Raw genomic sequence first — 25,468 nt, 5'->3', positions numbered from 1 at the left:
AAAATGAAGATAGCAATTTTGCCAGGTGATGGTATAGGCCCGGAAATCGTTGAACAGGCAGTACAAGTGCTGAATGCGCTGGGCGAGCAATTCGAAATGGAAACGGCACCAGTTGGCGGTGCAGGTTATGAAGCCTCAGGCCATCCGCTGCCGGATGCGACCTTGAAGTTGGCGCAAGAAGCCGATGCGGTATTGTTTGGTTCTGTCGGTGATTGGAAATACGATACGCTGGAACGCGCTTTGCGTCCCGAGCAAGCGATTTTGGGCTTGCGTAAAAACCTGAAGTTATTTGCTAATTTGCGCCCGGCGATTTTGTATCCTGAGTTGGCTGGCGCTTCAACGCTGAAGCCGGAAGTCGTGTCGGGTCTGGATATTCTGATTATCCGTGAGTTGACTGGCGACATTTATTTCGGTCAGCCGCGCGGCGTACGTGTTTGTCCTGATGGCCCATTCAAAGGTGAGCGCGAGGGCTTCGATACCATGCGTTATGCTGAAACGGAAATCCGTCGCATTGCTCACGTTGCTTTCCAGACTGCGCAAAAGCGTGACAAGCGCCTGACCAGTGTTGATAAGGCAAACGTGCTTGAGACTTTTCAGTTCTGGAAAGACATCGTAACCGATGTGCATAAAGAATATCCTGATGTCGCGCTGGATCACATGTATGTTGATAACGCGGCGATGCAATTAGTGCGCGCGCCTAAGAAGTTCGACGTGATCGTGACCGGTAATATGTTCGGCGATATTCTGTCTGATGCTGCTGCGATGCTGACTGGTTCTATCGGCATGCTGCCATCGGCTTCGCTGGACGCGAATAACAAGGGTTTGTATGAGCCTTCTCACGGTTCTGCGCCGGATATCGCTGGTAAAGGCGTGGCAAATCCGCTGGCGACGATTTTGTCTGCAGCGATGATGCTGCGCTACTCTCTGAATAAAGCAGAGCAGGCTGATCGTATAGAAAATGCGGTGAAGAAGGTACTGGCTCAGGGCTTGCGTACACCGGATATTTACGAGGCGGGCACAACCAAGGTAGGTACGGTGGAGATGGGGCGCGCTGTGGTGAATGCGTTGGCGAGTTAAGGTTTTTATTGATGGGCAGGGACGTCCTGCAATTTTTAGGGAAAAATGATGAAACTGGTGGGTTTGGTAGGTTGGCGTGGGATGGTGGGATCGGTTCTGATGCAGCGTATGCAGGAAGAAGGCGATTTCGCTCATATAGAACCAGTATTCTTTTCAACATCGAATACAGGCGGTACCGCGCCTGCGATGGCAAAAAATGAGAAGACGCTGAAAGACGCAAATGATATTGACGCATTGAAGAAGTGCGAAATTATTATTACCTGCCAGGGTGGTGATTACACGAACGAGGTTTTCCCAAAATTGCGTGCGGCCGGTTGGAATGGTCATTGGATTGATGCTGCGTCGAGCTTACGTATGAACGATGATGCCGTGATCGTGCTGGATCCGGTTAATTTGCCAGTGATTAAAGATGCGCTGGCAAAAGGTCAGAAAAACTGGATCGGCGGCAACTGCACCGTTAGTTGCATGTTGATGGGTGTCGGTGCTTTGTATAAAGCGGGTCTGGTTGACTGGATGAGCACTCAGACTTACCAGGCTGCATCTGGCGGTGGTGCTCAGCATATGCGTGAATTGCTGACGCAGTACGGAACCTTGAATGCCGAAGTAAGAGATCTGCTGGATGATCCTAAGAGCGCGATTCTGGAAATTGATCGTAAGGTCATTGCGAAGCAACGTTCCTTGTCTGCTGCTGAGACTGCCAATTTTGGTGTGCCGCTGGGCGGTTCCCTGATTCCATGGATCGACAAAGACCTCGGTGACGGTATGTCCAAGGAAGAGTGGAAGGGCATGGCTGAGACGAATAAGATACTTGGTCAGGGCGAAGGTTTCGGCACTGCGGCTGTTCCTGTGGATGGCTTCTGCATCCGTATCGGTGCAATGCGCTGCCATAGTCAGGCGCTGACATTTAAGTTGAAAAAAGACGTTCCTGTTGCGGACATCGAAGCGATGATCGCGGCCGATAACGAATGGGTGAAAGTGGTGCCAAATACACGCGAAGCCAGTGTTCGCGATTTGACACCAGTTGCTGTAACGGGAACGATGACGATCCCTGTTGGGCGCATTCGTAAGCTCGCGATGGGGCCGGAATATGTTGGAGCATTTACTGTTGGTGATCAGCTTTTATGGGGAGCTGCAGAGCCTCTGCGCCGGATGTTGCGTATTCTGATTGACTGATATCGGTCTGCTGTTGCAAAAGGGGGAGGGCAAATGCCTCCCCCTTTTTTTTACTTACAAATAATTACAAAATACCCCCCTAAGTTACTTGCATTGTTAAATGACAGCAACGATATTGACAAATCGTGCCCTCATTCTCTTCTTCTTGTATTTACCATGCTTGCAAATCGGGTTAAGCTTGCACCGCTAAGTTGGTAATGTTATCGTGAAACAATATGACGCTTAGCCCGGCAATTTATTAAGCCTATCCCAGCGGACTTTGTTCGCCAAATTCCCAATATGTCTGACAAAATGCATAAACAAAAAAGAACATCTGTGACTTCCCTGGGACGCAAAGTCTTGAGCATTGCGGTAACGTCGAGCTTGCTGTTAATGTCGCAGGCAAATGCGACAGGTATGGGGCGTCTGACAGTGTTGTCTTCTCTGGGGCAACCACTCCGCGCAGAAATTGAACTTACCTCGCCTAGTAAGGATGAAATTGGCTCGCTGGTGCCTAAATTGGCTTCCGCTGAAGCGTTTCGTCAGGCAAATATCGATTTTAATGCAGCACTTCTGTCGTTGCGTTTTGCAGTAGAGCCGCGTGGTTCAGGTTATGTGATCAAGGTGACGTCGTCGCAAGCGATGAATGAGCCGTTTGTTGATATGTTGCTGGAAATGAATTCCTCCAACGGGAAGTTGCTTCGCGAGTACACATTCCTGCTTGATCCTGCAGAATTGAGAAACAGTCAGTCCCCTCAGTTAGCAAATCCAACGGTTGTCGCAAATAAGCGACAAGCTGGAACGACTTCTGAGGTCGCAACCCGTGTTCCGGCGCAGGCGACCGCTGCCGTGAGTCCGAAATCATCTGTCCAAGTAAAAGAGGCGGCGGCGCCTGCCCAAGCACAAACCAAGGCGGGTGATTATGCTGTAAAAAAAGGCGATACCCTGATGAAGGTCGCTTCGGCCTACCGCTCTGAAGGGGTGTCTCTGGATCAGATGTTGGTGAGCCTGTACAAGGCTAATCCACAAGCGTTCGTCGGTCAGAATATGAATCGCCTGAAAGCTGGCCAGATTTTATCAATACCGGATAGCGATGCCATACAGGCGAGTGCCGGAAATGCGTCTGGCGCGCATTCTGTTGTATTGGCTCATGCTGCTGACTTCAATGCGTATCGCAATAAACTTGCGGATCATGTTGATCGCGCTCCTGCGGAAAAAGGGCAGGCAGCAAAGCAAACGGCAAGCGGGACTATTACGGCAAAGGTTAAAGAGACTCCCTCAGCTACCAGCGAGTCTGCTGATAAGTTAAAACTGTCAAAATCAGCTAATACTGCGACCAAAACCAGTGATGGTAAAGGTTTGCCTGAAGAGGATAAGCTGGCAAAAAATAAGGCTGCCGCAGAGGCGGCTGGCCGCTTGAAAGAATTGGAAAAGAATGTCAGCGATCTGCAGCGACTGCTTGATGTTAAGAACAAAGATCTTGCTGCAAAAGAGCTTGAGTTAAATGCGAAGGCAAAAGCTGAGCAGAAATCCGCGCCTGCAAGTGCAACTGTCGCAACGGTTGGGAAAGCGGAAGTAGCATCAAATGCGGTGTCGCCAGCTGAGCGCGCTGATGTTGCATCAGCTCCGGCATCCGTTGTTGATGCTTCTCCCGCGAGCGCGACTACTGCGGCGAACAAGCCTGCCAGACGTAAGCCTGTTGCACCTCCGCCACCTCCGCCAGAACCGAGTTTCTTTGAAAGTATTTCTGATTTCTTGCTTCCAGGTGGTGCTGTAGCCTTGGCGCTTCTTGCTGGTGCTGGTTTATGGTTTAACAATAAAAAGAAAAAGGCACAACAGTTTGAAGACAGTATCCTGACCGGTTCCAGCATGAAGGCAAACTCCATGTTTGGTTCGACAGGTGGTCAGAGCGTCGATACAAATAATAGTGTCTTTAATTCAAATTTTGCTCCATCCGCCAGTCAGTTGGATGCGAATGAGGTTGATCCTGTTGCCGAGGCCGATGTCTATATCGCTTACGGACGCGATTCTCAGGCGGAAGAAATTTTAAAAGAAGCGCTGCGAACTCAGCCTGACCGTCATGCGGTCAGAGTTAAATTACTGGAGATTTATTCTTCCAGAAAAGACACGAAGTTGTTTGAGCGATTGGCGAGTGAACTGTACGGCATGACCGGTGGAGAAGGTGAAGAATGGGCGCAGGCAGCGTCGATGGGTATTGCGCTGGAACCAGGTAACCCTTTGTATGCGGGTGGCAAAGCTATTCCAGAAGCCAGTGTGCAAGGTGGTTTGGGGGCGACAACGCAGCCGTTGGAGGATCTTGATCCTGATGCTTTGCTGGCAAATTCCTTATCCAGAGATATGCTGGATGCCATCAGTATTATAGACACGGCGTCGCATGGGCAGGCAGCAACGTCAGAAGCCGGGAAAGATGTTGTGTCGGACATTGACGCTGATCATGCAGCTAGTCTTGATTTTGACCTGGGTTTAAGCGAGGCAGATGTACCTCAGATTCCAGAGGCTCAGCCAGTTGCGCCTGTAGCAACTGTTGATGAGCAAGTGCCTGACGTGGACTTTGGTAGTATTGATTTTGATTTTGGCGATAATAAGCCTGTTGTGGAAGAGGTCGCTGCAGTAGCTGAGTCTGGATCAGATCAAGAGATTGCTAGTGATGTAGCTGCTGATCTTGACTTTGCCTCATTGGACTTTGATGTGCCTGCGATTGAAGCTGCTCCGGTTGAGCATGGCTTACTTGATGCGCAGGTCGCTGATGAACATGTGGACCCAGTTGCGGAGGTTGTCGCTGAGACCTCTGAGACTGCTGAGCAAGACCATGGATCTGCATTTGAATTTGATTTGTCGGGAATCGATCTTGATTTGCCATCCGACGATGCGCATAAATCTGCAGAGGTTGAATTGGCTCCAGCTGTTGTTGAGGAGCAGATTGAGGAAAATGCTGAAATGTCTACTAAGCTTGATTTGGCGGTTGCCTATCATGAGATTGGAGACAAAGATGGTGCCAGAGAGTTGCTTGATGAAGTGTTGAAAGGTGGCACTGCATCCCAGAAAGAGCGTGCAAGCGCTATGTTGGCTCAAATGGCATAATCTTCTCTTGAGTTTTTTTTGCGGGCGCAGCGATTGCTTGCGCCCGTTTTTATTTTGAATGGTGATTTGTTGTGAAACGTCTTGTGTTGGGAGTGCAGTACGACGGAAGTGGTTGGCATGGTTGGCAGACGCAACCGTCTGGTGAGACCATACAGGACGTCTTAGAAGGGGCGCTGTTTCAATTTTGTGGGGTAACGGTTGATACCGTCTGTGCCGGGAGAACGGATGCGGGAGTGCATGGCTTGGAGCAGATTGTGCACTTTGATACGAACCTTGCTCGCGCACCTTATTCCTGGGTCAATGGCGTGAATGCTTTCTTGCCGGAAACGATAGCGATACAGTGGGCGAAAGAGTTGGTTTTGGATGATGGGTCGCAAGATAATTTTCACGCCCGATTCAGTGCCAGAGCCAGAACCTATCACTATGTATTAAGTAATAGTAAAATACGGTCTCCCATGTGGTCTGGACGAGCAGGATGGGTGTTTCGCCCAATCGATGTTACAAGAATGCGCGAGGCGGTTGTCTATTTGCTCGGAGAGCATGACTTTTCTGCTTTTCGTGCATCTGGTTGTCAAGCGAAGACTCCGGTCAAGCAAATGTATGACATCAGGATCAGGCAGCAAGGGGAGTTGATTGTTTTTACTTTGAAAGCAAGTGCTTTTTTACATCATATGGTGCGCAATATTGTCGGTTCTCTTATTTTTGTTGGAACCGGTAAGCGTGAGCCTTCCTGGATTGCAGATGTTCTTGCAAGCAAAGATCGAAGCATCGCTGCACCTACGTTTATGCCAGATGGTTTATATCTGGCAAAAATTGATTATGACGAGAAGTGGGGGTTACCTCAGATGGCGAGTTCAGATCTTCCCGGTTTCTTATCTCTTTTATAGTATTTAGTCGTTCGCTTTATGTGAATTCTCAGTTACCCATCTTGAAATCCGGTAAAATGGCGGTTTGCAAAACCAGAACTGAAGGCGCTCGCCTGGGGACTGTTGCCCAGACTGGAGCGCTTTTTTTTAGCCCTTTGCCTCACCTCAGTAAATATTAGTAATTTCAATGAACAATATCCGGAATTTTTCTATTATCGCCCATATCGATCACGGCAAGTCCACGCTTGCGGATCGGATTATTCAAATTTGTGGTGGCCTGTCAGATCGCGAAATGGAAGCGCAAGTCCTTGATTCTATGGATATTGAGCGCGAGCGCGGAATTACAATTAAGGCTCAGACTGCAGCGTTGCATTATAAGTCCCGTGACGGCCAGATCTATAACCTGAACTTAATTGATACGCCAGGGCACGTCGATTTTAGCTACGAAGTCAGTCGTTCATTGTCTGCTTGCGAAGGCGCGTTACTGGTGGTGGATGCATCCCAAGGTGTTGAGGCGCAAACCGTTGCAAACTGCTATACCGCGATTGAGTTGGGGGTCGAAGTTGTTCCTGTGTTGAATAAAATTGACCTGCCGTCTGCTGACCCGGATAACGCTTGCGCTGAAATCGAGGAAGTCATTGGTATTGATGCTTCTGATGCAGTTCATTGTTCAGCGAAGACAGGGCTGGGTGTTGTCGACGTGCTGGAGTCTCTGATTTCCAAAGTTCCGCCGCCAAAAGGTGATCCTGCTGCGCCATTGCAAGCACTGATCGTCGATTCCTGGTTTGATAATTACGTTGGTGTGGTCATGCTGGTCAGAATCGTCAATGGCACCTTACGGCCAAAAGACAAAATTCTGTTTATGGCAACGGAAGCACAGCACTTGGTGGAAAGCGTAGGTGTTTTTACGCCGAAATCATTGTCGCGGGATCAATTGTCGGCGGGGCAGGTGGGCTTTGTTATAGCGGGGATTAAAGAGCTGAAAGCAGCAAAGGTCGGCGATACAATTACGATTGCGAACAAACCGGCAACTGAGCCGTTACCTGGTTTTAAGGAAGTTCAGCCACAAGTTTTTGCCGGTCTGTTCCCTGTCGAGGCAAATCAGTACGATGCGCTACGCGATTCGCTGGAAAAATTAAAGCTCAATGATGCCGCCTTGATGTATGAGCCTGAAGTGTCACAGGCGCTCGGTTTTGGTTTCCGTTGTGGTTTCTTGGGCTTGTTGCATATGGAGATCGTTCAGGAGCGTCTCGAACGCGAGTTTGATATGGATCTGATCACGACGGCACCAACGGTCGTCTATGAAGTGGTCATGGCTGACGGTTCCATTCTGATGGTTGATAATCCATCCAAAATGCCAGACCCATCCAAGATTGAGGAAATTCGGGAGCCGATTGTCACGGTTAATTTATACATGCCGCAGGAATATGTCGGTGCGGTCATCACCTTGTGTACGCAAAAGCGTGGTGTCCAACTGGATATGAGCTATCACGGTCGTCAGGTTAAATTGACGTACGAAATGCCGATGGCGGAAATCGTCCTGGATTTTTTTGATCGTTTGAAATCGACGTCGCGGGGATACGCGTCCATGGATTATGAATTCAAAGAAAACCGTGCCGCCGATGTTGTTAAGGTGGATATGTTGATTAATAGCGAAAAGGTGGATGCTTTGGCGATTATCGTTCATCGATCAAACAGTCACTTCCGGGGGCGTGCTGTGGCCGCTAAAATGCGGGAGCTGATTCCAAGGCAAATGTTTGATGTAGCGATTCAGGCTGCTATCGGTTCTAATATTATTTCCCGTGAGAACGTGAAAGCACTGCGCAAAAATGTATTGGCGAAGTGCTATGGTGGAGATATCAGCCGTAAACGAAAATTGCTTGAAAAGCAAAAAGCGGGTAAAAAACGAATGAAACAGGTCGGTTCTGTAGAAATTCCTCAAGAAGCGTTTTTGGCAATTTTACAAGTGGATGAAAAATGAGTTTTCAGTCAATTTTAGGGAATTTTGCCCTGATTCTGTTTGTGTTGACGGTGGGTACTGGAATCGTCTGGTTCCTCGATGTGTTTTTTCTATCCAAGCAAAGGCGTCTTGCAGCAGATAAAGCGTTGGCTGAGTTTGATGCGAGAACGGCAAAGCTGGAAGCAGATGGTATCCGCATTGAGCAAGGAAAGCGCGCTGAATTGGAGGCGGGCATATTGCGTCAGCCAGTATGGATAGAGTATTCCGGTAGTTTCTTTCCTGTGATCGCACTGGTTTTTTTTCTCCGCTCGTTTCTTTACGAACCATTTAAAATTCCATCGAGCTCTATGTTGCCAACCTTATTTGTAGGCGACCTGATTCTGGTAAATAAGTTTGAATATGGTATTCGTTTGCCTATCCTTAATAAGAAAGTTGTTGAAGTAGGCAACCCACAGCGTGGCGATGTTATGGTCTTTAAATACCCCGTGGATCCGACGGTGGACTATATTAAACGTGTGGTTGGTGTACCAGGAGATAAAGTTGTTTATAAAAATAAACGACTTTTGATTAACGGGAAAACGCTTTCTTATCAGACGATGCCAGATTTCCTCGATGAAGAGCATTTGAATTATTCAAAACAATATACAGAAAATCTGACGGGCGTATCACACCGGATTTTGAATGATGAGCATGCATCTGCTTTTGTCCGGGATCCTTTCAATTTTCCGAAAAGAGAAAATTGTACTTATGATAGCGAAGGATTTTCCTGCGTGGTTCCTGAAGGGCATTATTTCATGATGGGTGACAATCGCGACAATAGTCTCGATAGTCGCTACTGGGGATTTGTTCCTGATCAGAATATTGTTGGTAAGGCATTTTTCATCTGGATGAATTTGGGAAATATCAAGCGCATCGGTAGTTTTAATTAAAATAACTGGATAGGTAAAGAAAGAGAAATTATGCAAACAGCTCAACGTTTTTCTTTAAAGTCGCAGCATGGTATTTCTTTGATAGGCCTCATTTTATCTTTGGGTGTAATTGTATTGATTGCGATGCTGGCAATGAAAGTAGTGCCAACCGTGATTGAGTACACATCGATAAAAAAAGCGATCAGTGTTGCTAAAGCAGGTGGAACGACTGTTAATGAGATTCAGAATGCTTTTGATAAACAGGCAGATGTTGGTTACATTACTTCAATTACAGGCAAGGATCTGGTGATTACCCGGGATAATGGGAATATTGAGGTAAGTTTCTCCTACCAGAAAAAAATCCCTTTGTTTGGCCCAGCGACATTATTGCTGGAATATGAAGGTACAACGGCAAAAAGTGGCATCTCCGCTAAAAAGCCAGAATAAGCAGAACACGTATGAATCTTCAACTATTGCAAAAAAGGCTGGGATACCAGTTTTGTAATCCGGCTTTATTGCAGCAGGCTTTGACGCATCGCAGTCACAGCGTTTTACATAATGAGCGATTAGAATTTCTTGGCGACTCCATTTTGAATTGTGTTGTCGCATCGTTGCTGTTTGAAAGTTTCTCGGATATTGATGAGGGTGACTTATCGCGTGTTCGTGCCAATCTGGTCAAGCAGCAGTCGCTTTATGAAATCGCACAAAGAATAGAGTTATCTCAATTTTTAAGATTGGGTGAGGGCGAACTAAAGTCTGGCGGTTTTCGTCGTCCATCCATTCTTGCGGATGCTTTGGAGGCTTTGTTCGGAGCAATTTTTCTTGATTCTGGTTTTGATGCAGCGAAAGAGGTGATTCGCGCCCTCTATGCACCGGTAATGATTGCGATTGATCCGACAACCTTGGGTAAGGATGCTAAGACTTTGCTGCAGGAATTTTTGCAGAGTAAAAAAATTGCTTTGCCTCAGTACAATGTTGTTGCCACTCACGGAGCTGCGCACAATCAAGAGTTTGAGATTGCGTGTCTGGTTCCTAAACTGGATATTCAGGTTTTTGGCACTGGTGGTAGTCGCCGTGCTGGTGAGCAGGCCGCGGCTAAACTTGCCCTTGAGGCGGCAATGTTGGCGTTAGCAAAAACACCTGGCGCGCGTAAATCTAAACCGAGAGCGGCGCAATTGAAACTGGCAGGAATAGCGACGGCGCAACTTGATAGCACACCATTACCTACAGACTTGCCTGAGACTAAACAAGATATATCTGACTCTGCTTCGATGAGTCTGCCTGAGGCAGACGGAGATTCCAATCAACACCCAAAAACAGCATGAGCACTCTATGAATGAATTAATTGATAACCCTGATTTTCGCTGTGGGTATATTGCTATTGTCGGTCGTCCTAACGTAGGTAAATCGACCTTGATGAATGCGTTGATTGGGGCAAAAGTCAGTATTACTTCTCGTAAGGCTCAGACTACCCGTCATCGTATTACCGGAATACAAACCAAAGACAATACGCAGTTTGTGTACGTTGATACACCGGGTTTTCAGACACGTCATTCAAATGCTTTAAACCGCACACTGAACAGAACCGTGACGACAACGCTGACAGCAGCGGACGTGATTTTATTTCTGGTCGAGGCTGGCACTTTTGGCCCTGCCGATCAGCAAGTGATCGATTTATTGCCAAAAAATGTGCCTTGCATTCTGGTGATTAATAAATCTGATCGCATTAAAGATAAAGCGGTCATGATGCCGTTTGCACAGAAGGTTGCCGCATTGTTTCCATTTGCCGCGATTGTTCCGGTTTCTGCGACTTTGCGTTTCCAGCTTGAAAATCTGGAAGGTGAAACAAGAAAATATTTGCCACTGAATCCGCCGATGTTTGCGGAAGATGATATTACTGACCGCAGTGAAAAATTTCTTGCCACGGAAATTGTCCGCGAAAAATTATTCCGTTTTGTCGGCGATGAGTTGCCGTATACAAGCACTGTGCTGATTGAAAAATTTGAGCAGGAAGGAAATTTACGCCGGATTTTTGTCGCCATATTGGTCGATCGTGATGGGCATAAATCGATGGTAATTGGTAACAAAGGTGCGCGTCTGAAGGATATATCCACGCAATCTCGTGTCGATATGGAGAAGCTTTTCGGCGGTCCTGTTTATCTCGAAATCTGGGTCAAAGTAAAATCTGGATGGGCGGATAACGAAGCAGGTTTAAGAGCCTACGGTTACGAATAGTTCGTTGCATGACTGATGTTCATACAGTCGTTTTAACTCAGCATGGCGATGCTTTTAATAAGGTCGCCACTGCTATTGATCCGGTTCCGGCTCAATCAAAAAAAAAATCCCAGACGATGGCTGCCGGAGTATTGCCACGCGAGCGAAAAATACTTCACCAGCCTGGTTTTGTATTGCACTCCTGGCCGTATAAAGAAACCAGCCTGATCGTAGAGATATTCACACGCGATTATGGTCGGATTGCTCTTGTAGCCAAGGGGGCTAAGCGACCGCATTCTCAGTTGCGCAGCGTGTTGCAGACCTTTCAGCCTTTGCAGTTGGGATGGACTGGGAAGTCCGAAATCCCGATACTTACCGGGGCTGACTGGGTCGGTGGTATGCTGCCGCTCGAGCGATCAGCGTTACTGTGCGGGTTTTACCTCAATGAGTTGTTGATTAAATTTCTGGTGCGTGATGAGCCGCATACTGCACTGTTTGAACAATATATAAGTACACTGAATTTATTGGCTCATGATGAGCCTGCACCGACCGTTTTGCGTCAGTTTGAACTGGCGTTGTTGCGAGAGTCAGGCTTGTTGGGCGATCTGACGTTTTGCACGTTTTCCAGAAGTAAAGTGGATGCAGCGTTGAATTACGTTGTTGACCCTGAGGTCGGTACGCGGATTGCGACTACATCAGATCATATTCCTATTGTCAGTGGAAAAACCTTATTGGATATGGCGCAAGCGGATTACTCTGATACGGTCACGCAATTTCAAAGTAAGATGTTGATGCGTTTTTTGCTCGGACACCACTTGCATGGCGCATCTCTAAATACCAGGCAGATTTTGATCGATTTGCAAAATTTATGAACGTTCATTCACATCAACAATCTACCTTGCTTGAAGTCAGTCTTGATCCACTGCTCAGTTTTTTGGATAGCCGCAAAGACAGTTCTCTTGACCCACTTGCATTTGCGATTACTGCAGAGGAAGCTGGTGCAGATGGATTATCTATTTATTTGTCAGCGAAAAAGGCAAATGTCCGGCAAGCGTTGATGCAAACCATGTCGCAGCAGTTTATTGGGCGTTTCAAAATAAACGCAACGGCGACTGCGCAAACACTGGATATCGTGTCTGAAATTCGTCCTGCGAATGTATGTCTGGTTGCAGCAGATGGCGGATCAGATGAGCGATTCGCGCCAGTGGATGTTGTTGAGGATTTTTCGCTATTACAGTCGTTTGTCAGTCAGTTGCATCGTAACGGGCATCGCTCATCCCTATTTGTCAGGCCAAAACCAGAACAGATTCAGGCATGTGCTGAATCTGGTGCGAACGCGATAGTGCTCAGTGCTGAGCACTATGTTCAGGCAGACAATAATGCGATGCGCCAGCAGGCGTTGAGTGAGTTGCAAGCGATGGCTATTGAAAGTATTCGGCATGGCTTATCGGTGCAGCTCAGTGGCAACTTTAACTACCAAAATATTGTGGCTCTTGCCTCATTATCGGATGTTACGCAAATTAATACCGCCGATGTAATTTTTGCCCGGACTCTGTCTGTTGGATGGAATGTCGCGGTGAAAGAGATGAAAGCGATTTTAGTCCGCTCAGGGTTAACGCAGAGGGCTTGAGATGATTTATGGCATCGGCACTGATATCGTTCAACTTGCCCGTATTGAACATGCGCTGGTCAGAAGTGGTGAGCGGTTTGCCAGGAAAATTCTGGGGGAAGATGAACTGCGTATTTTTTTTCAGCGACGAGAGCAAAATTTGCTACGTGGTACGCGCTATCTGGCGACCAGATTTGCCGCAAAGGAGGCATTCTCAAAGGCGATTGGTACGGGTATAACAGCACCTATGACCTTGCACAACATGCAAACGCTGAACGACGATGAAGGAAAGCCTGTTGTGAGGCTGACTGGCACCTTGCATGAATGGATGGCGTCACGTTGTCTGACGTCCCATATTTCCCTTAGCGACGAAGCTGATCACGTTTTGGCCTTTGTGATTGTGGAAAAAAAATCCGGTACGGATATCTGATGGATACAAATCAATCTCCGGCGAATGATGCTCGTCAGTCTGTTTTAGATACGGTATCGAAGCTTCCTCATTTGCCCGGGGTGTATCGTTACTTTGATGAGCAGGGGCAGGTTTTGTATGTGGGTAAGGCGCGTGATCTGAAGAAGCGCGTCAACAGTTATTTTCAAAAGACGCTGTCGAGTCCGCGTATTGCTATGATGGTGGCGAAAATAGTCAGGTTGGAAACGACGGTGACACGCAGTGAAGCAGAAGCCCTGATTCTGGAAAATAACCTGATCAAAGCTTTGCGGCCTCGCTACAATATTTTATTCCGGGACGATAAGTCTTATCCTTACCTGAAAATTACTTCAGAAAAGACGCCGCGAATGACCTACTATCGTGGCGCTATCGATAAAAAACACCAGTATTTTGGCCCCTTTCCATCTGGTTGGGCGGTCAAGGAATCGATGCAAATCCTGCAGAAAGTGTTCTTGTTGCGTAGCTGCGAGGATAGTGTATTTGCGAATCGTACCAGGCCTTGTCTATTGCATCAGATTCAGCGTTGCAGTGCTCCTTGTGTTGACTTTATTACGCCTGAAGATTACCTATTGGACGTTAAAAATGCTGCCGATTTTTTACGTGGACGGCAATTAGAAGTCATGCAGACGTTGGAGAAAAAAATGCTGGCTTTTTCCTCCGAACTGAAATTCGAGCAAGCAGCATTCGTTCGTAATCAAATGTCAGCCTTGTCTAAGGTGTTGCATCAGCAAAGCATGGAAACCACTGGCAATGCGGATGTTGATATTGTGGCCGTGATTGTCGAGGGGGGGCGAGCTTGTGTGAACCTGGCGATGGTGCGGGGTGGACGGCATCTTGGCGACCGCGCGTATTTCCCCAGTCATGTGGATGATGTCAGATCGACTGCAGAAGATTCGATTGAGCAGGAAATCGTTGCCGCTTTTCTCGCGCAGCATTATGTTGATCAGTTCATCCCATCAACGATTGTGATGAATGTCGAGTTGGATGAACCAGATCTGATGCTGGCACTTGCCGAACAGTGTGGACACAAAATTCATTTATCTTTTCAACCTCAGGAACAGCGGCGTATCTGGCTTGAAATGGCGGTGAAGGGTGCCGCTTTGGCCTTGACCAGACTACTGTCTGAGCAAGGCTCGCAGCAAGCACGGACGCTGGCGCTGGCGGCGGTTCTTGATTTGGATACTGACAATCCTGAGCAGTTGCGAATCGAGTGTTTTGACATCAGCCATACGCAGGGGGAAGCGACTCAGGCTTCATGCGTGGTATTCCATCATCATGCAATGCAAAGTGGAGAATACAGGCGCTACAACATCAAAGACATTACGGCCGGCGATGATTACGCGGCAATGCGGCAGGTATTGTTCCGTCGTTATGAAAAAATTGTCTGTGATCAGGATGACAGCGTGCGGACTTTGCCGGATGTTGTTTTGATTGACGGTGGCAAGGGGCAGGTGGAGATGGCGCGCCAGGTGTTTGTCGAACTTGGCTTGGATACCAGCAGGATCGTGGGTGTTGCCAAAGGCGAGGGGCGTAAGGTTGGTCTCGAAACTTTGGTTTTTGTTGATGGACGTGAACCAAAAGAATTGGGAAAAGAGTCCGCCGCTTTGATGTTGATTGCGCAGATTCGTGATGAGGCGCATCGCTTTGCTATTACGGGTATGCGGGCAAAGCGCGATAAATCCAGACAGGCATCGCAATTAGAAGAGATTGAGGGAGTGGGGCCAAAGCGCAGACAAAAACTATTGGTGCGCTTTGGTGGCTTGAAGGGAGTCAGTGATGCCAGCGTTGAAGAGCTGGCGAGCGTTGAAGGTATATCCCGGCAGTTGGCAGAAGAAATTTACAAGCGATTGCGTTAGCCCAATATAATTACCGGAAATAATCTGAATAAAAACTTATGCCATTTAATTTTCCTATTTTGTTGACCTGGTTACGTGTCGCTCTGATTCCGTTGGTGGTCGGCGTATTTTATTTGCCTGATACATGGTTGAGTCCTTTTGAAAAAGGGGTTGCATCCAGCCTTGTCTTTATAATCGCAGCTGTGACAGATTGGTTTGATGGTTTTCTCGCGCGCCGCTGGAATCAGACATCTTCGTTCGGCGCCTTCCTTGACCCGGTCGCTGACAAGTTAATGGTCGCCGGTGCTTTGCTTGTGCTCGTTGAGTTTGACCGTGTTAACGCCGTTGTTGCATTCGTTATTATTGGTCGTGAAATTACTATCTCGGCCTTGCGTGAATGGATGGCGCTGATCGGTGCTTCAAAGTCGGTTGCCGTCAGTTCGATTGGTAAAATTAAAACGGCGGCACAAATGATGGCGATACCACTACTTCTGAGCCCGAATTTTGTTTTATTTAATTATATTGACAGCGGTTTGACCGGATCCTGGTTGTTGCTTATTGCCGCAGTATTGACGGTATGGTCTATGTTTTATTATTTGCGAAAAGCATGGCCTCTGATTAAAGAGTCAACTGAAAAACTCAGTTAGCTCGCTTGACAGAATTCATGGATACTATATAATTCTGGTCTTTCGTTGATGCGGGAATAGCTCAGTTGGTAGAGCGCAACCTTGCCAAGGTTGAGGTCGAGAGTTCGAGACTCTTTTCCCGCTCCAAGTTTTTTCAGCGAAAAAAATAGTAGTAAAAATGCGGGAATAGCTCAGTTGGTAGAGCGCAACCTTGCCAAGGTTGAGGTCGAGAGTTCGAGACTCTTTTCCCGCTCCAGTTTTTATCAGTGCCTGATGTATTTGTAGTGCAAATGCGGGAATAGCTCAGTTGGTAGAGCGCAACCTTGCCAAGGTTGAGGTCGAGAGTTCGAGACTCTTTTCCCGCTCCAGATTCTGAAGGGAAGCAAAGCTTCCCTTTTTTCTTAAAGTTGTTTTGCCGCGTTTCAGCTTTTATGATTGAAACAGCACCCTTGGCGGGGTAGCAAAGTGGTTATGCAGCGGCCTGCAAAGCCGTAGACGCCGGTTCGATCCCGACCCCCGCCTCCAGTTTTAAGAAAGCGCTGTTAAGCGCTTTTTTTTCAGAGCAAGCAGCTTCGGCTGCATGTTGTAGTGATGGGCCCGAGTGGTGAAATAGGTAGACACATCGGACTTAAAATCCGCCGCTTCGTTAATAGCGGGCGTGCCGGTTCGATTCCGGCCTCGGGCACCAAAACTACGTTTCAAGCAGTTCCAAGAAATACAATAACCCGCCTTCTTCATAGAGAGAACGCGGGTTTTTTGTTCCCTGACGTTCCATGAAGTTCTTTGACAGCCCAGATTTTTGGCGGTATATATGACGGTATTCAGCGAAACTCAGATACCGCCAAAAACTGAATACCGTCAAAACGGCACTTCTTGATGGTATGCGGTATCGCCTTATAGGGAAACCTGACATGCCTAAGAAAATTATCCCGCTTACAGATATCAAGGCAAAGAGTGCGGCGGCCAAAGATGCGCCCTATAAATTGACGGACGGAGGCGGCCTCTATCTGATGGTGGGTAAGGATGGCTCAAAACTGTGGCGCATGGATTATCGATTTAATGAAAAACGCCTTACGTTGTCTTTCGGCAAATATCCTGATGTCTCGCTGGCGGCGGCGCGGGCAAAGCGTGCCGAAGCAAAAGAGCAAATTGCTTCTGGCATTGACCCCAGCGACCTGCGCAGATCAGAGCGGGCGCAAGCCAGCCAGCAAAAGGAGGCGGCTAAACGCGATGCAGAGGGCTTGCCGGTGATTGATTCTTTTGAGGCGGTAGCATGGGAGTGGTTTGAGGCAAAAATTAAGCCGCTGTCAGAGAGTCACCGTTCACGGACTACCGCTTATTTGAAAAACGACCTAATACCGTATCTCGGCAAGTTGCCCATGGCTGAGATCAAGGCACCTGTTTTGCTGGAATGCTTACGCCGTATTGCTGTCAGAAAAAACAATCAGGGCAAAACCATTACGGAAACTGCAAACCGTGTGCGCGAGCAAATGGGGCAGTTATGGCGCTTTGCCATTGCCACCGGCAGGGCAGAGCGTGACATTGCTGCTGACTTGCGCGGTGCGTTAGAGGCGCACGTACAGAAAAATTTTTCACATATCACTGACCCAAAATTGTTAGGCCAGCTTATGCGCGACGTTGAAGGCTACGGCGGCGCACCGGTTACGGTAGCAGCACTGCGCCTGCTGCCTTTGGTGTTTGTGCGACCTGGCGAATTCAGGGCGGCGCGGTGGCAGGATATCGACTTAGAGGCGAAAGAGTGGCGTTACTTCAGTCCTAAAACGAAGATAGACCACATAGTTCCATTATCTGAGCAAGTCCTGACACAGTTACGCGCATTGCAGCCGCTTACCGGTATGGGGGAATATGTGTTCGGCGTCAGATCAGGCCAGCGGCCATTGTCAGAAGGCACGATTAACCAAGCCCTCAAGGCGCTGGGTTATTCCAGCGACATCATTCACCCGCACGGCTTCAGGCATACCGCCGCGACGATGCTGGCCGAAATGGGATGGGATGAAAACACCATAGACCGGCAATTGTCGCACGTGGTGCAAGGTGTAAAAGGCGTGTACCAGAAAGCCAAATACATAGAAGACCGGCGCAAAATGATGCAGGCATGGGCGGATTACGTTGACCAGTTAAAGCGAGGTGCAACGATTATCCCTCTACGCACGGCCTGATAAACAGTGAGCCTGATTGCTGGCGCAGCTTACCAGCATTTTTGCCTTGCAAACCCGCATGAAATATAGCCGCCTTGTGCGGCTTTTTTTACGCCCACCATAAATGCCACAAAAAATAGAAGCCTTATCTCAGCAAAAACAGGTGTACCGGTGTACCAAACAGCGGAAACCAGCGCCAGCCTTAGCTTTCCATGGAACACAATATATATAAATAGGTGTACCAAAGGTGTACCAAATGTGTACCAGATAAAAACGGCCTTCCATTTCATGCGTGTTTGCAAGGCAAAAGCGGTGAAAGGCTGCACCGGCTATGGGTTTTGATTGAAATGGTCTTGTTTTGAAACCAGCCTGCACCTTCTGGTATGCCGCGCAAGGGGAATTTTCTTGCGCAACCACCCAGCGGCGAGCAATCAAACCAAATGTTTGCGCTATACTTGAACAGTTATTTGTACATATAAGAGAGGCCGCCATGCGCGTTATCAGCTATTCAGAAGCCCGTAATTCCTTGAAATCCGTCATTGATAACGTCATTGACGATGCTGACATCACTGTGATTAACAGGCGCGATGGTGGCGATGCAGTTGTTATGTCGCTAGATCATTATCAGCAAATGGCAGAGACCTTGTATCTGCTATCAGCGCCAGCGAATGCGCAGCGACTGGCCGAATCTATTAAGCAATATCGTGCAGGCAAGACAGCAAAGCGCACATTGGTGACATCGGAATGAGTCGGTCAATCTGCTTTACCCCGCATGGATGGGATGATTATCTCTACTGGCAAGGGCAAGACAAAAAGACCCTGAAGCGTATTAACACCCTGATCGAAGCATCCAGCCGTGACCCGTTCACAGGCATAGGCAAGCCAGAGGCGCTTTTAGGGGATATGTCCGGCTTCTGGTCTAGGCGTATTGATGAGCGTCACCGGTTGGTCTATGCGGTGGATGATGACGCATTAACGGTACTGGCTTGCCGGTATCACTATGGGGATTAAATCAGAAAGAACTTAACAGGTGAATACATGGATTTAAAAAAATCTGCGATTGCCATGGATGATAGATTCGTTCTTAAAAAGCGACTTGAGGCACAGGATATGAATCTTGAACCTATTCCAGATTGGGGGCTTGAAAGTATTCGAGGTGGCTTTGTTGAGGATGTTCTCACTCAGGAACAAATTGCTGGATTAATTAGCAGCAGCGAGTCTATTTGGCCTGAGGGTGCAAGTGAAGATCAAAAGAGAGTTTTTTTAGATGAAATCGACGGTTTTCTTTTTGATCGAAATGAAACAAAAGAACACTTTCAGACAGATTTAACGCCAGCGCAACAAAAAGAGCGGTTGCGTGATGCCGTGAAATTAATCAAAAAAGCCAAAAAGAACTTAGAAGGCATACGAGATATGCCTTTGCTACATGCTGAAATGGCTTTTATGTGGGCAAGGCGCTCAGATAATGCCGCTTTTAAGTTGCGTTTGAAGGATGAATATGGCGATTATGTGAGTTCAATGTTTGCCAGAACATGGCTGCATTTAGATGATGTGGAAAGCACACTCCAGTATGCTGCCAAACGAATCACTATCTCAAAGAAAAATAAACCATCGACGTATTTTAACGAAGGATTTTTGAAGAGATCAGCTAAAAGCTGGAATTCGATTTTTGGTAAATGGCCTCCCCATTCAAAGGACGGACGTTTTTTTCGCTTCTTTGAATCATTGGGGAAAATAATCAATGAAGAATTTACGGATTATGAGGTGTCTAAAGCAGTTCGCGAAGCGAAAGAAGGTAAGTGACCTACTGTTTGATACCCCAGTTTTTGATATCAAACAGTAGGTACAAATAGACACCGTAAAAATAAACTTCGTCCTGAAGTGATCGGGTTCCCGCTAATTCCTAACGGGACTCATGAAACCAGAAAGGACGAATATGCAAACATCATCCCCCGCAAGATTATTGCGACTCCCCAGCGTCTTAGGGCGCGTTCCATTCAGTAAATCTGAGACGTATCGCCGCATTAAAGCCGGTACATTCCCTGCACCAGTTCGGCTGGGTTCGCGTGCTGTCGCTTGGCTGGAATCAGATATAGATCAGTACATTCAAAAGCTGGCGCAGGAGTCTGGGAAATGAGCGCCATCAATGAAAACATGAACAAGGTCATTGCGATAACAGCCCCTGACAAAATCGCCGCAAAGATCAATGCAGAGGATAAGCAGCGTCGCAATTTTATGGCGGAATATGACCGCTACAAGATCAACAAAAAGGCTTATCCCGAATTGCAGCTTACACCTGATGCTTATCCGCTCATGCTGGAATTATTTGAAGCCTGTAAAAAGCATCTGCGTGGCTTGACTTTGGATGAAATACAGCGCCAGCAAGATAAGGTCAGTTTTCGTTACTTTGGCCGGTCATTGTTGATATGTCTGTGTGGCGGGGATTACAAGTTGCCAAATCAAGTGTACCTGGCAATTTGTTTCGACGAGTCTAACCCGTCACCGTTTGCCGTGATCGGGGGCTTCAAACTGCCTGAGCATTGGGATTAGCCATGATGAAAACCTACTTTGCTTACGCACGGGTGCTTGCAATTCGCATAGACAGGGCTTATTCTTTGCCTGTCCCTGAGAAAAAAGGGAACGAGTTTGACAGCTCGAATTACACAAAAGCGCACAGGCCGCGCAATGCGGCTTTTTTACGTGCGTATGTCATTGCATCCTCTTTACGGGCGGCAGTGGCGGGGAGGCTTCGGCCTGCCGGTTTCTTTTGTGTCCGGTCTGTCAACCCCGTCATTTGCTGCCCACCCCGTTTGACAGCGGGGCGCAGTGTAACCACTACACAAAGGAGTCTGCCATGACTGCACCACGCACATCCAAACAAAGCCGCAAAGAAGAACTACTCCCATTATCTGAGGCAGAAAAAGAACTGCTAAAAGCCCTTCGCGTAATGAATAGTGATGCGCAAGCGCATGTGCTTCGGATAGCTAAAACATTCGCTTTAAAATTTCCAGCATCTGCATCAGCGATAGCAGAAAAACCGGCATTCGTTTCTATTGATGTCGTTAAAAAAACTCAATCTTTAGGGTTCGAGATTGAGTGCACCTTATTTGATCTGGTGGTGTTTGTGGAGTCAATACTCGACAAGATAGACGCGATTGGAATGGACAGCTTAGATAGAGAGGGCGCGGCGGCAGTGAATGCAATTTGCTGTTTTGCCGGATACGCTGACAGGAAGGTAAAAGAAATTCAGCATACCAATAATCGGATATTAGAGGTCGTCTTTCACGCCATCAGAGGAGGCCAGCATGTCTGACTCATCTTTTCAGTATGCTACGTTGCCAGCCCCTGCTGGTGCTGGTTTGCCGGTAATGACTTTGCCAGTAGATGCCCGTTATCAGCAAGCAGTTGATTGCGGTGTTCGGGCTGCACAGGCGTTTTTCTGCGAAGACGATGCAATCAGCCTTCACGCTCATTTGCCAGCCTGTCTGCATCACTATTTGCAAATGGTAAGGCAAGCCTGTGCTTTGCTGGTATCAGCAGAAACGGTCTGGCAGCAACATGAACAGGCCAGCCGTGACGCTTTTTGTGCCGGTTATCTTGGCCGCATTCAGCAGGAATTACGCCTGATGCGACCGCCTCCACCACGCCAGCGCCACGCTGCCGCGATGCACTAAGAGGCAGACATGACCCCGAAACAATTAAAGAGTCGCATTGATTCATCAATGCGCTGGGTGTGCATACGACTGTACATTTTGCACCTCAATGTGTGTTCCCGTCTGTTGATGAAAACAAAGTGGCAAAGGATAAGGAATGGCAATGACCAGAAAACCTATTGAACGGCCTACACCAGAGGCCATACAAGCCGCCCTGAGCTTTATTCCGTCCGATGACCGGCAGTTATGGTTAAAGATCGGCATGGGGATTAAACATGAATTTGATGAAGCCGGTTTTGACCTGTTTGATTCTTGGAGTCAGAGCGGCAGCAACTATGATGCGGCGGCTGTAAAAACAAGCTGGCGCAGTTTTAAAGCGGGCGGCAAGATCGGTATCGGCACGGTGTTGTATGAGGCAAAACAACGCGGCTTTCATATCAAAGACCATGCACCGGCAGCGCCGGTCAGCGCGGAACAGGCGGCCAGCATGGCGCAGGAAAGAGCCGCCAAGTTAGCAGCAGAACAGGCAGAGACAGAACGCAAGCAGGCAGCCGCTGCCAGTATGGCGCAAAAACAGTGGGGCAGCGCCAGCGAACAAGGCCATTCAGACTATCTGCAAAGAAAAGGCATTGCAGGGCATGGTGTGCGTTTTGCCCGTCATAGCAAAGGCGATACGTTGCTGATTCCTGTCATAGATACCAGCGGCCAGCTTTGCAATATTCAGCGGGTGTTTGCCAATGGCGATAAACGTTTTTACACCGGTGGCAAAGTATCGGGAGGCTTTCATTTAATCGGCGGTGTTGATGCTGATGCTGGCTCTGCTGTCTGGCTGCTGATTGCAGAGGGATACGCTACCGGCGCGGCCTTATATGAAGCGACCGGCTACCCTGTGGCGATTGCCTTCAGCGCCAGCAATCTGAAGCATATCGCCGCCCTGATGCAGCAGCGGCACCCAGATAAACGCCTGTTGCTGTGCGCTGATGATGACAACGAGACAGAACAGAACACCGGCAAAAATACCGGTGTGATCGCTGCCAAAGAAGCCGCCGCCGCGATTGGCGGCCTGTGGTGCAAGCCGCTGAATTTACCGGCAGGCGGTAATGATTTTAATGATCTTGCGGTGGCGCGTGGGCTGGCCGAAGTTAAAAGCCAGATCGAGGCCGCAATGAACGGAACAGCGCCAGCCAGTGCAGCGGCAGTCAATGCAATGTCAATAAGCGGGCAGGAAGTGAGCCAGATCGCGGCACAGGCACATGACGTTGACGCGGTAAAGGCTGATAAGGGCAGCGTACAAAAAACGCCTCAAAAGCCAGCCAATGCCCCGCGCCAAAATCGAGGCAGCAAACCTGCTGGCGCTGGTCAAACAAGCAAGCCGTTTTTTACTGCCAGTGATGAGGGCGTGTTTTATCATGCCTTCCATGAAGGCGAAGCCTTACCCGCTCTTAAAATCTGTTCACCCTTGCATGTGATCGCCAGAACGCGAGACGCGGCCAGCAGTGAATGGGGTTATCTCTTGGAATTAAACGACCCTGACGACAATATCAAACGCTGGCCGATGTCGTCCCGCATGTTGTCTGGCGATGGTAATCAATATCGTGCTGATTTACTTTCGCTGGGCTTGATGATCGAACCTGGCATGAAGGTGAAAAACCTGCTGACGACCTACATACAAACAGCGGACGTGCCTGACCGTGTGCGGTGTGTTGAGCGCACAGGCTGGCATGATGATGTGTATGTGCTGCCAGATCGCAGCATAGGGCAAGGGGTAGAAACAGTGCTGTTTCAGGCGAATGGCAGTACCACGTCGCAATTTAAACAAAAGGGAACGCTGGCTGAGTGGCAAGCCCATGTGTCTGCCTATTGTCGGGGTAATTCGCGGCTATTGTTTTTTGTATCGGCGAGTTTTGCTTCTGTGCTGCTGCATCATGCAAAAGTGCAGAGCTTTGGCTTGCATCTGATGGGTAGTAGTTCCACCGGCAAAAGTACCGCAATGAAAGTGGCAGCGTCAGTCTTTGGTGGTGTTGATTATGCACAAAGCTGGCACGTGACCGACAATTCGTTAGAAGCGACCGCGCAAAAGCATTCTGATGCCTTACTGGTATTGGATGAACTCGGGCAGGCTGACCCTAAGATGGTGGGTAATATCGCCTATATGCTCAGTAATGAAAAGGGCAAAGGCCGCGCCACACAGAACGCGACAGCAAAGAAGATCGCCACATGGCGGCTGATCTTCATCAGTGATGGGGAGTTGTCTTTAGAGACCAAAATGGCCGAAGCAGGCAAAGCGACCAAAGGCGGCCAAGATGTGCGCATGGCACACATTCATGCCGATGCTGGCAAAGGCTTAGGCGTGTTTGATACCGTACACAGCTTTACTGATGGCGCTGCACTATCCCGTCACTTGGTCAGCATGTCGCAGCAATATCACGGCACTGCGGGTTTATCGTTCATTGAATGGCTGGTGGGCAATGTGGGGCTTTTGCCAGAGATGTTGCGGCAAGCGATAGGCAGCACGGCTGGCAAGCTTTGTCCGACCAATGCGCACGGCCAAGTAAAGCGCGTGTCTGAGTTCTTTTCGTTGGTGGCGGCTGGCGGTGAATTAGCGACCGCAGCAGGTGTGACAGGATGGGCAGATGGTGAAGCCACCGAAGCGGCCACGACCTGCTTTAATGACTGGCTATCGAGTCGCGGCACAGCGGGGGATATTGAGCATGATCGTATGCTGGCGCTGCTGCCTGACTTCATTCAGGTCAATGGCGATTCCCGCTTTGCATGGGCGCACAGAGCGATGGATGACCACGCACCTAAAACCATTAATCAGGCTGGCTTTAAACGCATGGTCAGCAAGGCAGGAAACCCTATTAGGAATAATACAGACTGGCACAAGGAATACGGCGACAAGGTGCATCCAGAAGAAGCCGAAGGCGCAAGCATTGAATACTTCATGTTGCCCAAAGTGTTTAAAGAGGAAGTCTGTAAAGGTTTTGATGCCAGACTGGTAGCAGCCAAGATGACAGAAATGGGGGTCTTTGAAAAAGACAAGGAAGGTAAGAGCAGCATCCTTGAACGATTCGCCGGAACCAAAGCCAGATACTACAAAATACCGAGCGATAAACTCTATTCATTGATTGCCTGACCAGCGTAGCGCACCGGCGGCGCGGCCTGTGGTGGTGGGGTGAGAATCCCCTTCGCGCTGCAAAAACGCTGCTGTTTTGCATTTCTATTCCAGAACAGTCCAATCAAACGGCACTGAAACCCCGCATTGCCTTAAATGCACAGATTCATGCTGAAAAGCAATGATTCTGGTACACCGGTACACCTTACAAGTGACTTGGTACACCTCAGATGTGTACCACGAAAACCCAATGCCCATGCGGGTTTGCGGCCTGTTTGTATACCGTGGTACACCGGTACACCGGTTTAAAGGTACATTCCTACTTCATTTCGATAACACCCCTGTTTTCTGGAATTTTAATTAGGCTGCACCAGATATAGGTTTTAAGGCAAAAACGGCTTGCAGGCTGCGCCAGTGCTACGTTTGACGTATAACTACTATCCATGAGGGTTATCAGAGAGAATGCTTTGTGAGGCTGCACCAGTGCTGCATGTGACATAAGAGAGCGAGGCGGTGTAAGGCCTGATAGTTTGTTTGATGTCCCTGTACACCGATAGTCAGGGGCATTTCAGCGCACATTAGGAACGCCCCCTGTTTTCTGGAATATTACAAGGCTGCACCAGATATCGGTTTCAAGGCAATAATGGCTTGCAGGCTGCACCCGCCTTAGTTCTCACACCCCCTATCAAGGTACTTCCACACTTTAATAGACCAAGGGTAATTCAAACCCCGACCAGACTCTAG

The 25,468-nt window shown here is 48.4% G+C and carries 24 protein-coding genes and 5 tRNA genes; 28 read left to right on the top strand and 1 reads right to left on the bottom strand.

Annotated features, from left to right (window positions below; all coding sequences use genetic code 11):
• Positions 1–3: 3 nt before the first annotated feature.
• The 20 genes from leuB (at position 4) to H8K38_RS04760 (ending at position 17,977) form a co-directional block, all read left to right on the top strand.
• Positions 4–1,077 (top strand): 3-isopropylmalate dehydrogenase, encoded by a 1,074-nt coding sequence (gene leuB, locus H8K38_RS04855; protein ID WP_186883670.1) that lies wholly within the window; start codon positions 4–6, stop codon positions 1,075–1,077.
• 45 nt (positions 1,078–1,122) lie between these two features.
• Entirely contained in the window at positions 1,123–2,250 is a 1,128-nt protein-coding gene (gene asd, locus H8K38_RS04850; RefSeq protein ID WP_186883669.1) for an aspartate-semialdehyde dehydrogenase, read from the top strand.
• Positions 2,251–2,565: 315 nt separating this feature from the next.
• A complete protein-coding gene (locus tag H8K38_RS04845) occupies positions 2,566–5,331 on the top strand; it encodes a FimV/HubP family polar landmark protein (protein WP_370587058.1) in 2,766 nt (921 codons plus the stop codon).
• 71 nt (positions 5,332–5,402) lie between these two features.
• Positions 5,403–6,218, top strand: coding sequence for a tRNA pseudouridine(38-40) synthase TruA (gene truA, locus H8K38_RS04840; protein ID WP_186883667.1), 816 nt, complete (start codon positions 5,403–5,405; stop codon positions 6,216–6,218).
• Positions 6,219–6,384: 166 nt separating this feature from the next.
• Complete coding sequence (lepA, locus tag H8K38_RS04835) at positions 6,385–8,178, top strand: translation elongation factor 4 (RefSeq protein ID WP_186883666.1); 1,794 nt, start codon at positions 6,385–6,387, stop codon at positions 8,176–8,178.
• Positions 8,175–9,086, top strand: coding sequence for a signal peptidase I (gene lepB, locus H8K38_RS04830; protein ID WP_186883665.1), 912 nt, complete (start codon positions 8,175–8,177; stop codon positions 9,084–9,086). Before lepA ends, lepB begins: the two co-directional genes overlap by 4 nt.
• Positions 9,087–9,116: 30 nt before the next feature.
• A complete protein-coding gene (locus H8K38_RS04825; protein ID WP_186883664.1) occupies positions 9,117–9,512 on the top strand; it encodes a DUF4845 domain-containing protein in 396 nt (131 codons plus the stop codon).
• Positions 9,513–9,523: 11 nt separating this feature from the next.
• Positions 9,524–10,390 carry a ribonuclease III gene (rnc, locus tag H8K38_RS04820; protein ID WP_186883663.1) on the top strand — a complete coding sequence of 289 codons (867 nt, stop codon included), beginning with the start codon at positions 9,524–9,526 and terminating at the stop codon, positions 10,388–10,390.
• A 7-nt stretch (positions 10,391–10,397) separates the two neighbouring features.
• Positions 10,398–11,300 (top strand): GTPase Era, encoded by a 903-nt coding sequence (era, locus tag H8K38_RS04815; RefSeq protein ID WP_186883662.1) that lies wholly within the window; start codon positions 10,398–10,400, stop codon positions 11,298–11,300.
• An 8-nt stretch (positions 11,301–11,308) separates the two neighbouring features.
• Positions 11,309–12,151, top strand: a complete 843-nt coding sequence (recO, locus tag H8K38_RS04810) for a DNA repair protein RecO (protein ID WP_186883661.1) — start codon at positions 11,309–11,311, stop codon at positions 12,149–12,151.
• A complete protein-coding gene (locus tag H8K38_RS04805) occupies positions 12,148–12,909 on the top strand; it encodes a pyridoxine 5'-phosphate synthase (RefSeq protein WP_186883660.1) in 762 nt (253 codons plus the stop codon). The genes recO and H8K38_RS04805 overlap by 4 nt, the downstream gene beginning before the upstream one ends.
• 1 nt (position 12,910) lies before the next feature.
• Entirely contained in the window at positions 12,911–13,318 is a 408-nt protein-coding gene (gene acpS, locus H8K38_RS04800; protein WP_186883659.1) for a holo-ACP synthase, read from the top strand.
• Positions 13,318–15,192 carry an excinuclease ABC subunit UvrC gene (gene uvrC, locus H8K38_RS04795; RefSeq protein ID WP_186883658.1) on the top strand — a complete coding sequence of 625 codons (1,875 nt, stop codon included), beginning with the start codon at positions 13,318–13,320 and terminating at the stop codon, positions 15,190–15,192. Before acpS ends, uvrC begins: the two co-directional genes overlap by 1 nt.
• A gap of 38 nt (positions 15,193–15,230) precedes the next feature.
• Positions 15,231–15,818 (top strand): CDP-diacylglycerol--glycerol-3-phosphate 3-phosphatidyltransferase, encoded by a 588-nt coding sequence (pgsA, locus tag H8K38_RS04790; RefSeq protein WP_186883657.1) that lies wholly within the window; start codon positions 15,231–15,233, stop codon positions 15,816–15,818.
• Positions 15,819–15,868: 50 nt separating this feature from the next.
• Positions 15,869–15,944: transfer RNA gene (locus H8K38_RS04785), tRNA-Gly, on the top strand.
• A gap of 33 nt (positions 15,945–15,977) precedes the next feature.
• Positions 15,978–16,053: transfer RNA gene (locus H8K38_RS04780), tRNA-Gly, on the top strand.
• A 36-nt stretch (positions 16,054–16,089) separates the two neighbouring features.
• A tRNA-Gly gene (locus H8K38_RS04775) sits at positions 16,090–16,165 on the top strand.
• 83 nt (positions 16,166–16,248) lie between these two features.
• Positions 16,249–16,322 (top strand) — tRNA-Cys (locus tag H8K38_RS04770).
• 70 nt (positions 16,323–16,392) lie between these two features.
• A tRNA-Leu gene (locus H8K38_RS04765) sits at positions 16,393–16,485 on the top strand.
• A gap of 223 nt (positions 16,486–16,708) precedes the next feature.
• A complete protein-coding gene (locus H8K38_RS04760; protein WP_186883656.1) occupies positions 16,709–17,977 on the top strand; it encodes an integrase arm-type DNA-binding domain-containing protein in 1,269 nt (422 codons plus the stop codon).
• A 29-nt stretch (positions 17,978–18,006) separates the two neighbouring features.
• Here the strand turns inward: H8K38_RS04760 and H8K38_RS04755 are convergent, their stop codons facing one another.
• On the bottom strand, positions 18,007–18,246 hold the full coding sequence (locus tag H8K38_RS04755) for a hypothetical protein (protein WP_186883655.1): 240 nt from the start codon (positions 18,244–18,246) through the stop codon (positions 18,007–18,009).
• Positions 18,247–18,446: 200 nt separating this feature from the next.
• On the opposite strand from H8K38_RS04755, the gene H8K38_RS04750 reads away from it, so the two are divergent.
• The 8 genes from H8K38_RS04750 (at position 18,447) to H8K38_RS04715 (ending at position 24,745) form a co-directional block, all read left to right on the top strand.
• On the top strand, positions 18,447–18,704 hold the full coding sequence (locus H8K38_RS04750) for a type II toxin-antitoxin system Phd/YefM family antitoxin (protein ID WP_186883654.1): 258 nt from the start codon (positions 18,447–18,449) through the stop codon (positions 18,702–18,704).
• Entirely contained in the window at positions 18,701–18,967 is a 267-nt protein-coding gene (locus tag H8K38_RS04745; RefSeq protein WP_186883653.1) for a Txe/YoeB family addiction module toxin, read from the top strand. The genes H8K38_RS04750 and H8K38_RS04745 overlap by 4 nt, the downstream gene beginning before the upstream one ends.
• 27 nt (positions 18,968–18,994) lie before the next feature.
• Entirely contained in the window at positions 18,995–19,759 is a 765-nt protein-coding gene (locus H8K38_RS04740) for a hypothetical protein (protein WP_186883652.1), read from the top strand.
• A gap of 133 nt (positions 19,760–19,892) precedes the next feature.
• Positions 19,893–20,093: an AlpA family transcriptional regulator gene (locus H8K38_RS04735; protein ID WP_186883651.1), complete on the top strand. Its 201-nt coding sequence runs from the start codon at positions 19,893–19,895 to the stop codon at positions 20,091–20,093.
• Positions 20,090–20,506 (top strand): hypothetical protein, encoded by a 417-nt coding sequence (locus H8K38_RS04730; RefSeq protein ID WP_186883650.1) that lies wholly within the window; start codon positions 20,090–20,092, stop codon positions 20,504–20,506. The genes H8K38_RS04735 and H8K38_RS04730 overlap by 4 nt, the downstream gene beginning before the upstream one ends.
• A 304-nt stretch (positions 20,507–20,810) precedes the next feature.
• Positions 20,811–21,269 carry a hypothetical protein gene (locus H8K38_RS04725; RefSeq protein ID WP_186883649.1) on the top strand — a complete coding sequence of 153 codons (459 nt, stop codon included), beginning with the start codon at positions 20,811–20,813 and terminating at the stop codon, positions 21,267–21,269.
• Positions 21,262–21,630 carry a hypothetical protein gene (locus H8K38_RS04720; RefSeq protein WP_186883648.1) on the top strand — a complete coding sequence of 123 codons (369 nt, stop codon included), beginning with the start codon at positions 21,262–21,264 and terminating at the stop codon, positions 21,628–21,630. The genes H8K38_RS04725 and H8K38_RS04720 overlap by 8 nt, the downstream gene beginning before the upstream one ends.
• Before the next feature lie 142 nt (positions 21,631–21,772).
• Positions 21,773–24,745: a DUF927 domain-containing protein gene (locus H8K38_RS04715; RefSeq protein ID WP_186883647.1), complete on the top strand. Its 2,973-nt coding sequence runs from the start codon at positions 21,773–21,775 to the stop codon at positions 24,743–24,745.
• The last annotated feature ends 723 nt before the right edge of the window (positions 24,746–25,468 follow it).

The sequence above is a fragment of the Undibacterium sp. FT79W genome (genome assembly GCF_014284215.1).
Taxonomy (GTDB): Bacteria; Pseudomonadota; Gammaproteobacteria; order Burkholderiales; family Burkholderiaceae_D; genus Undibacterium; species Undibacterium aquatile.
The sequence above is the reverse complement of the archived record's forward strand: the minus strand, read 5'-3'. Positions and strand labels throughout refer to the sequence as shown.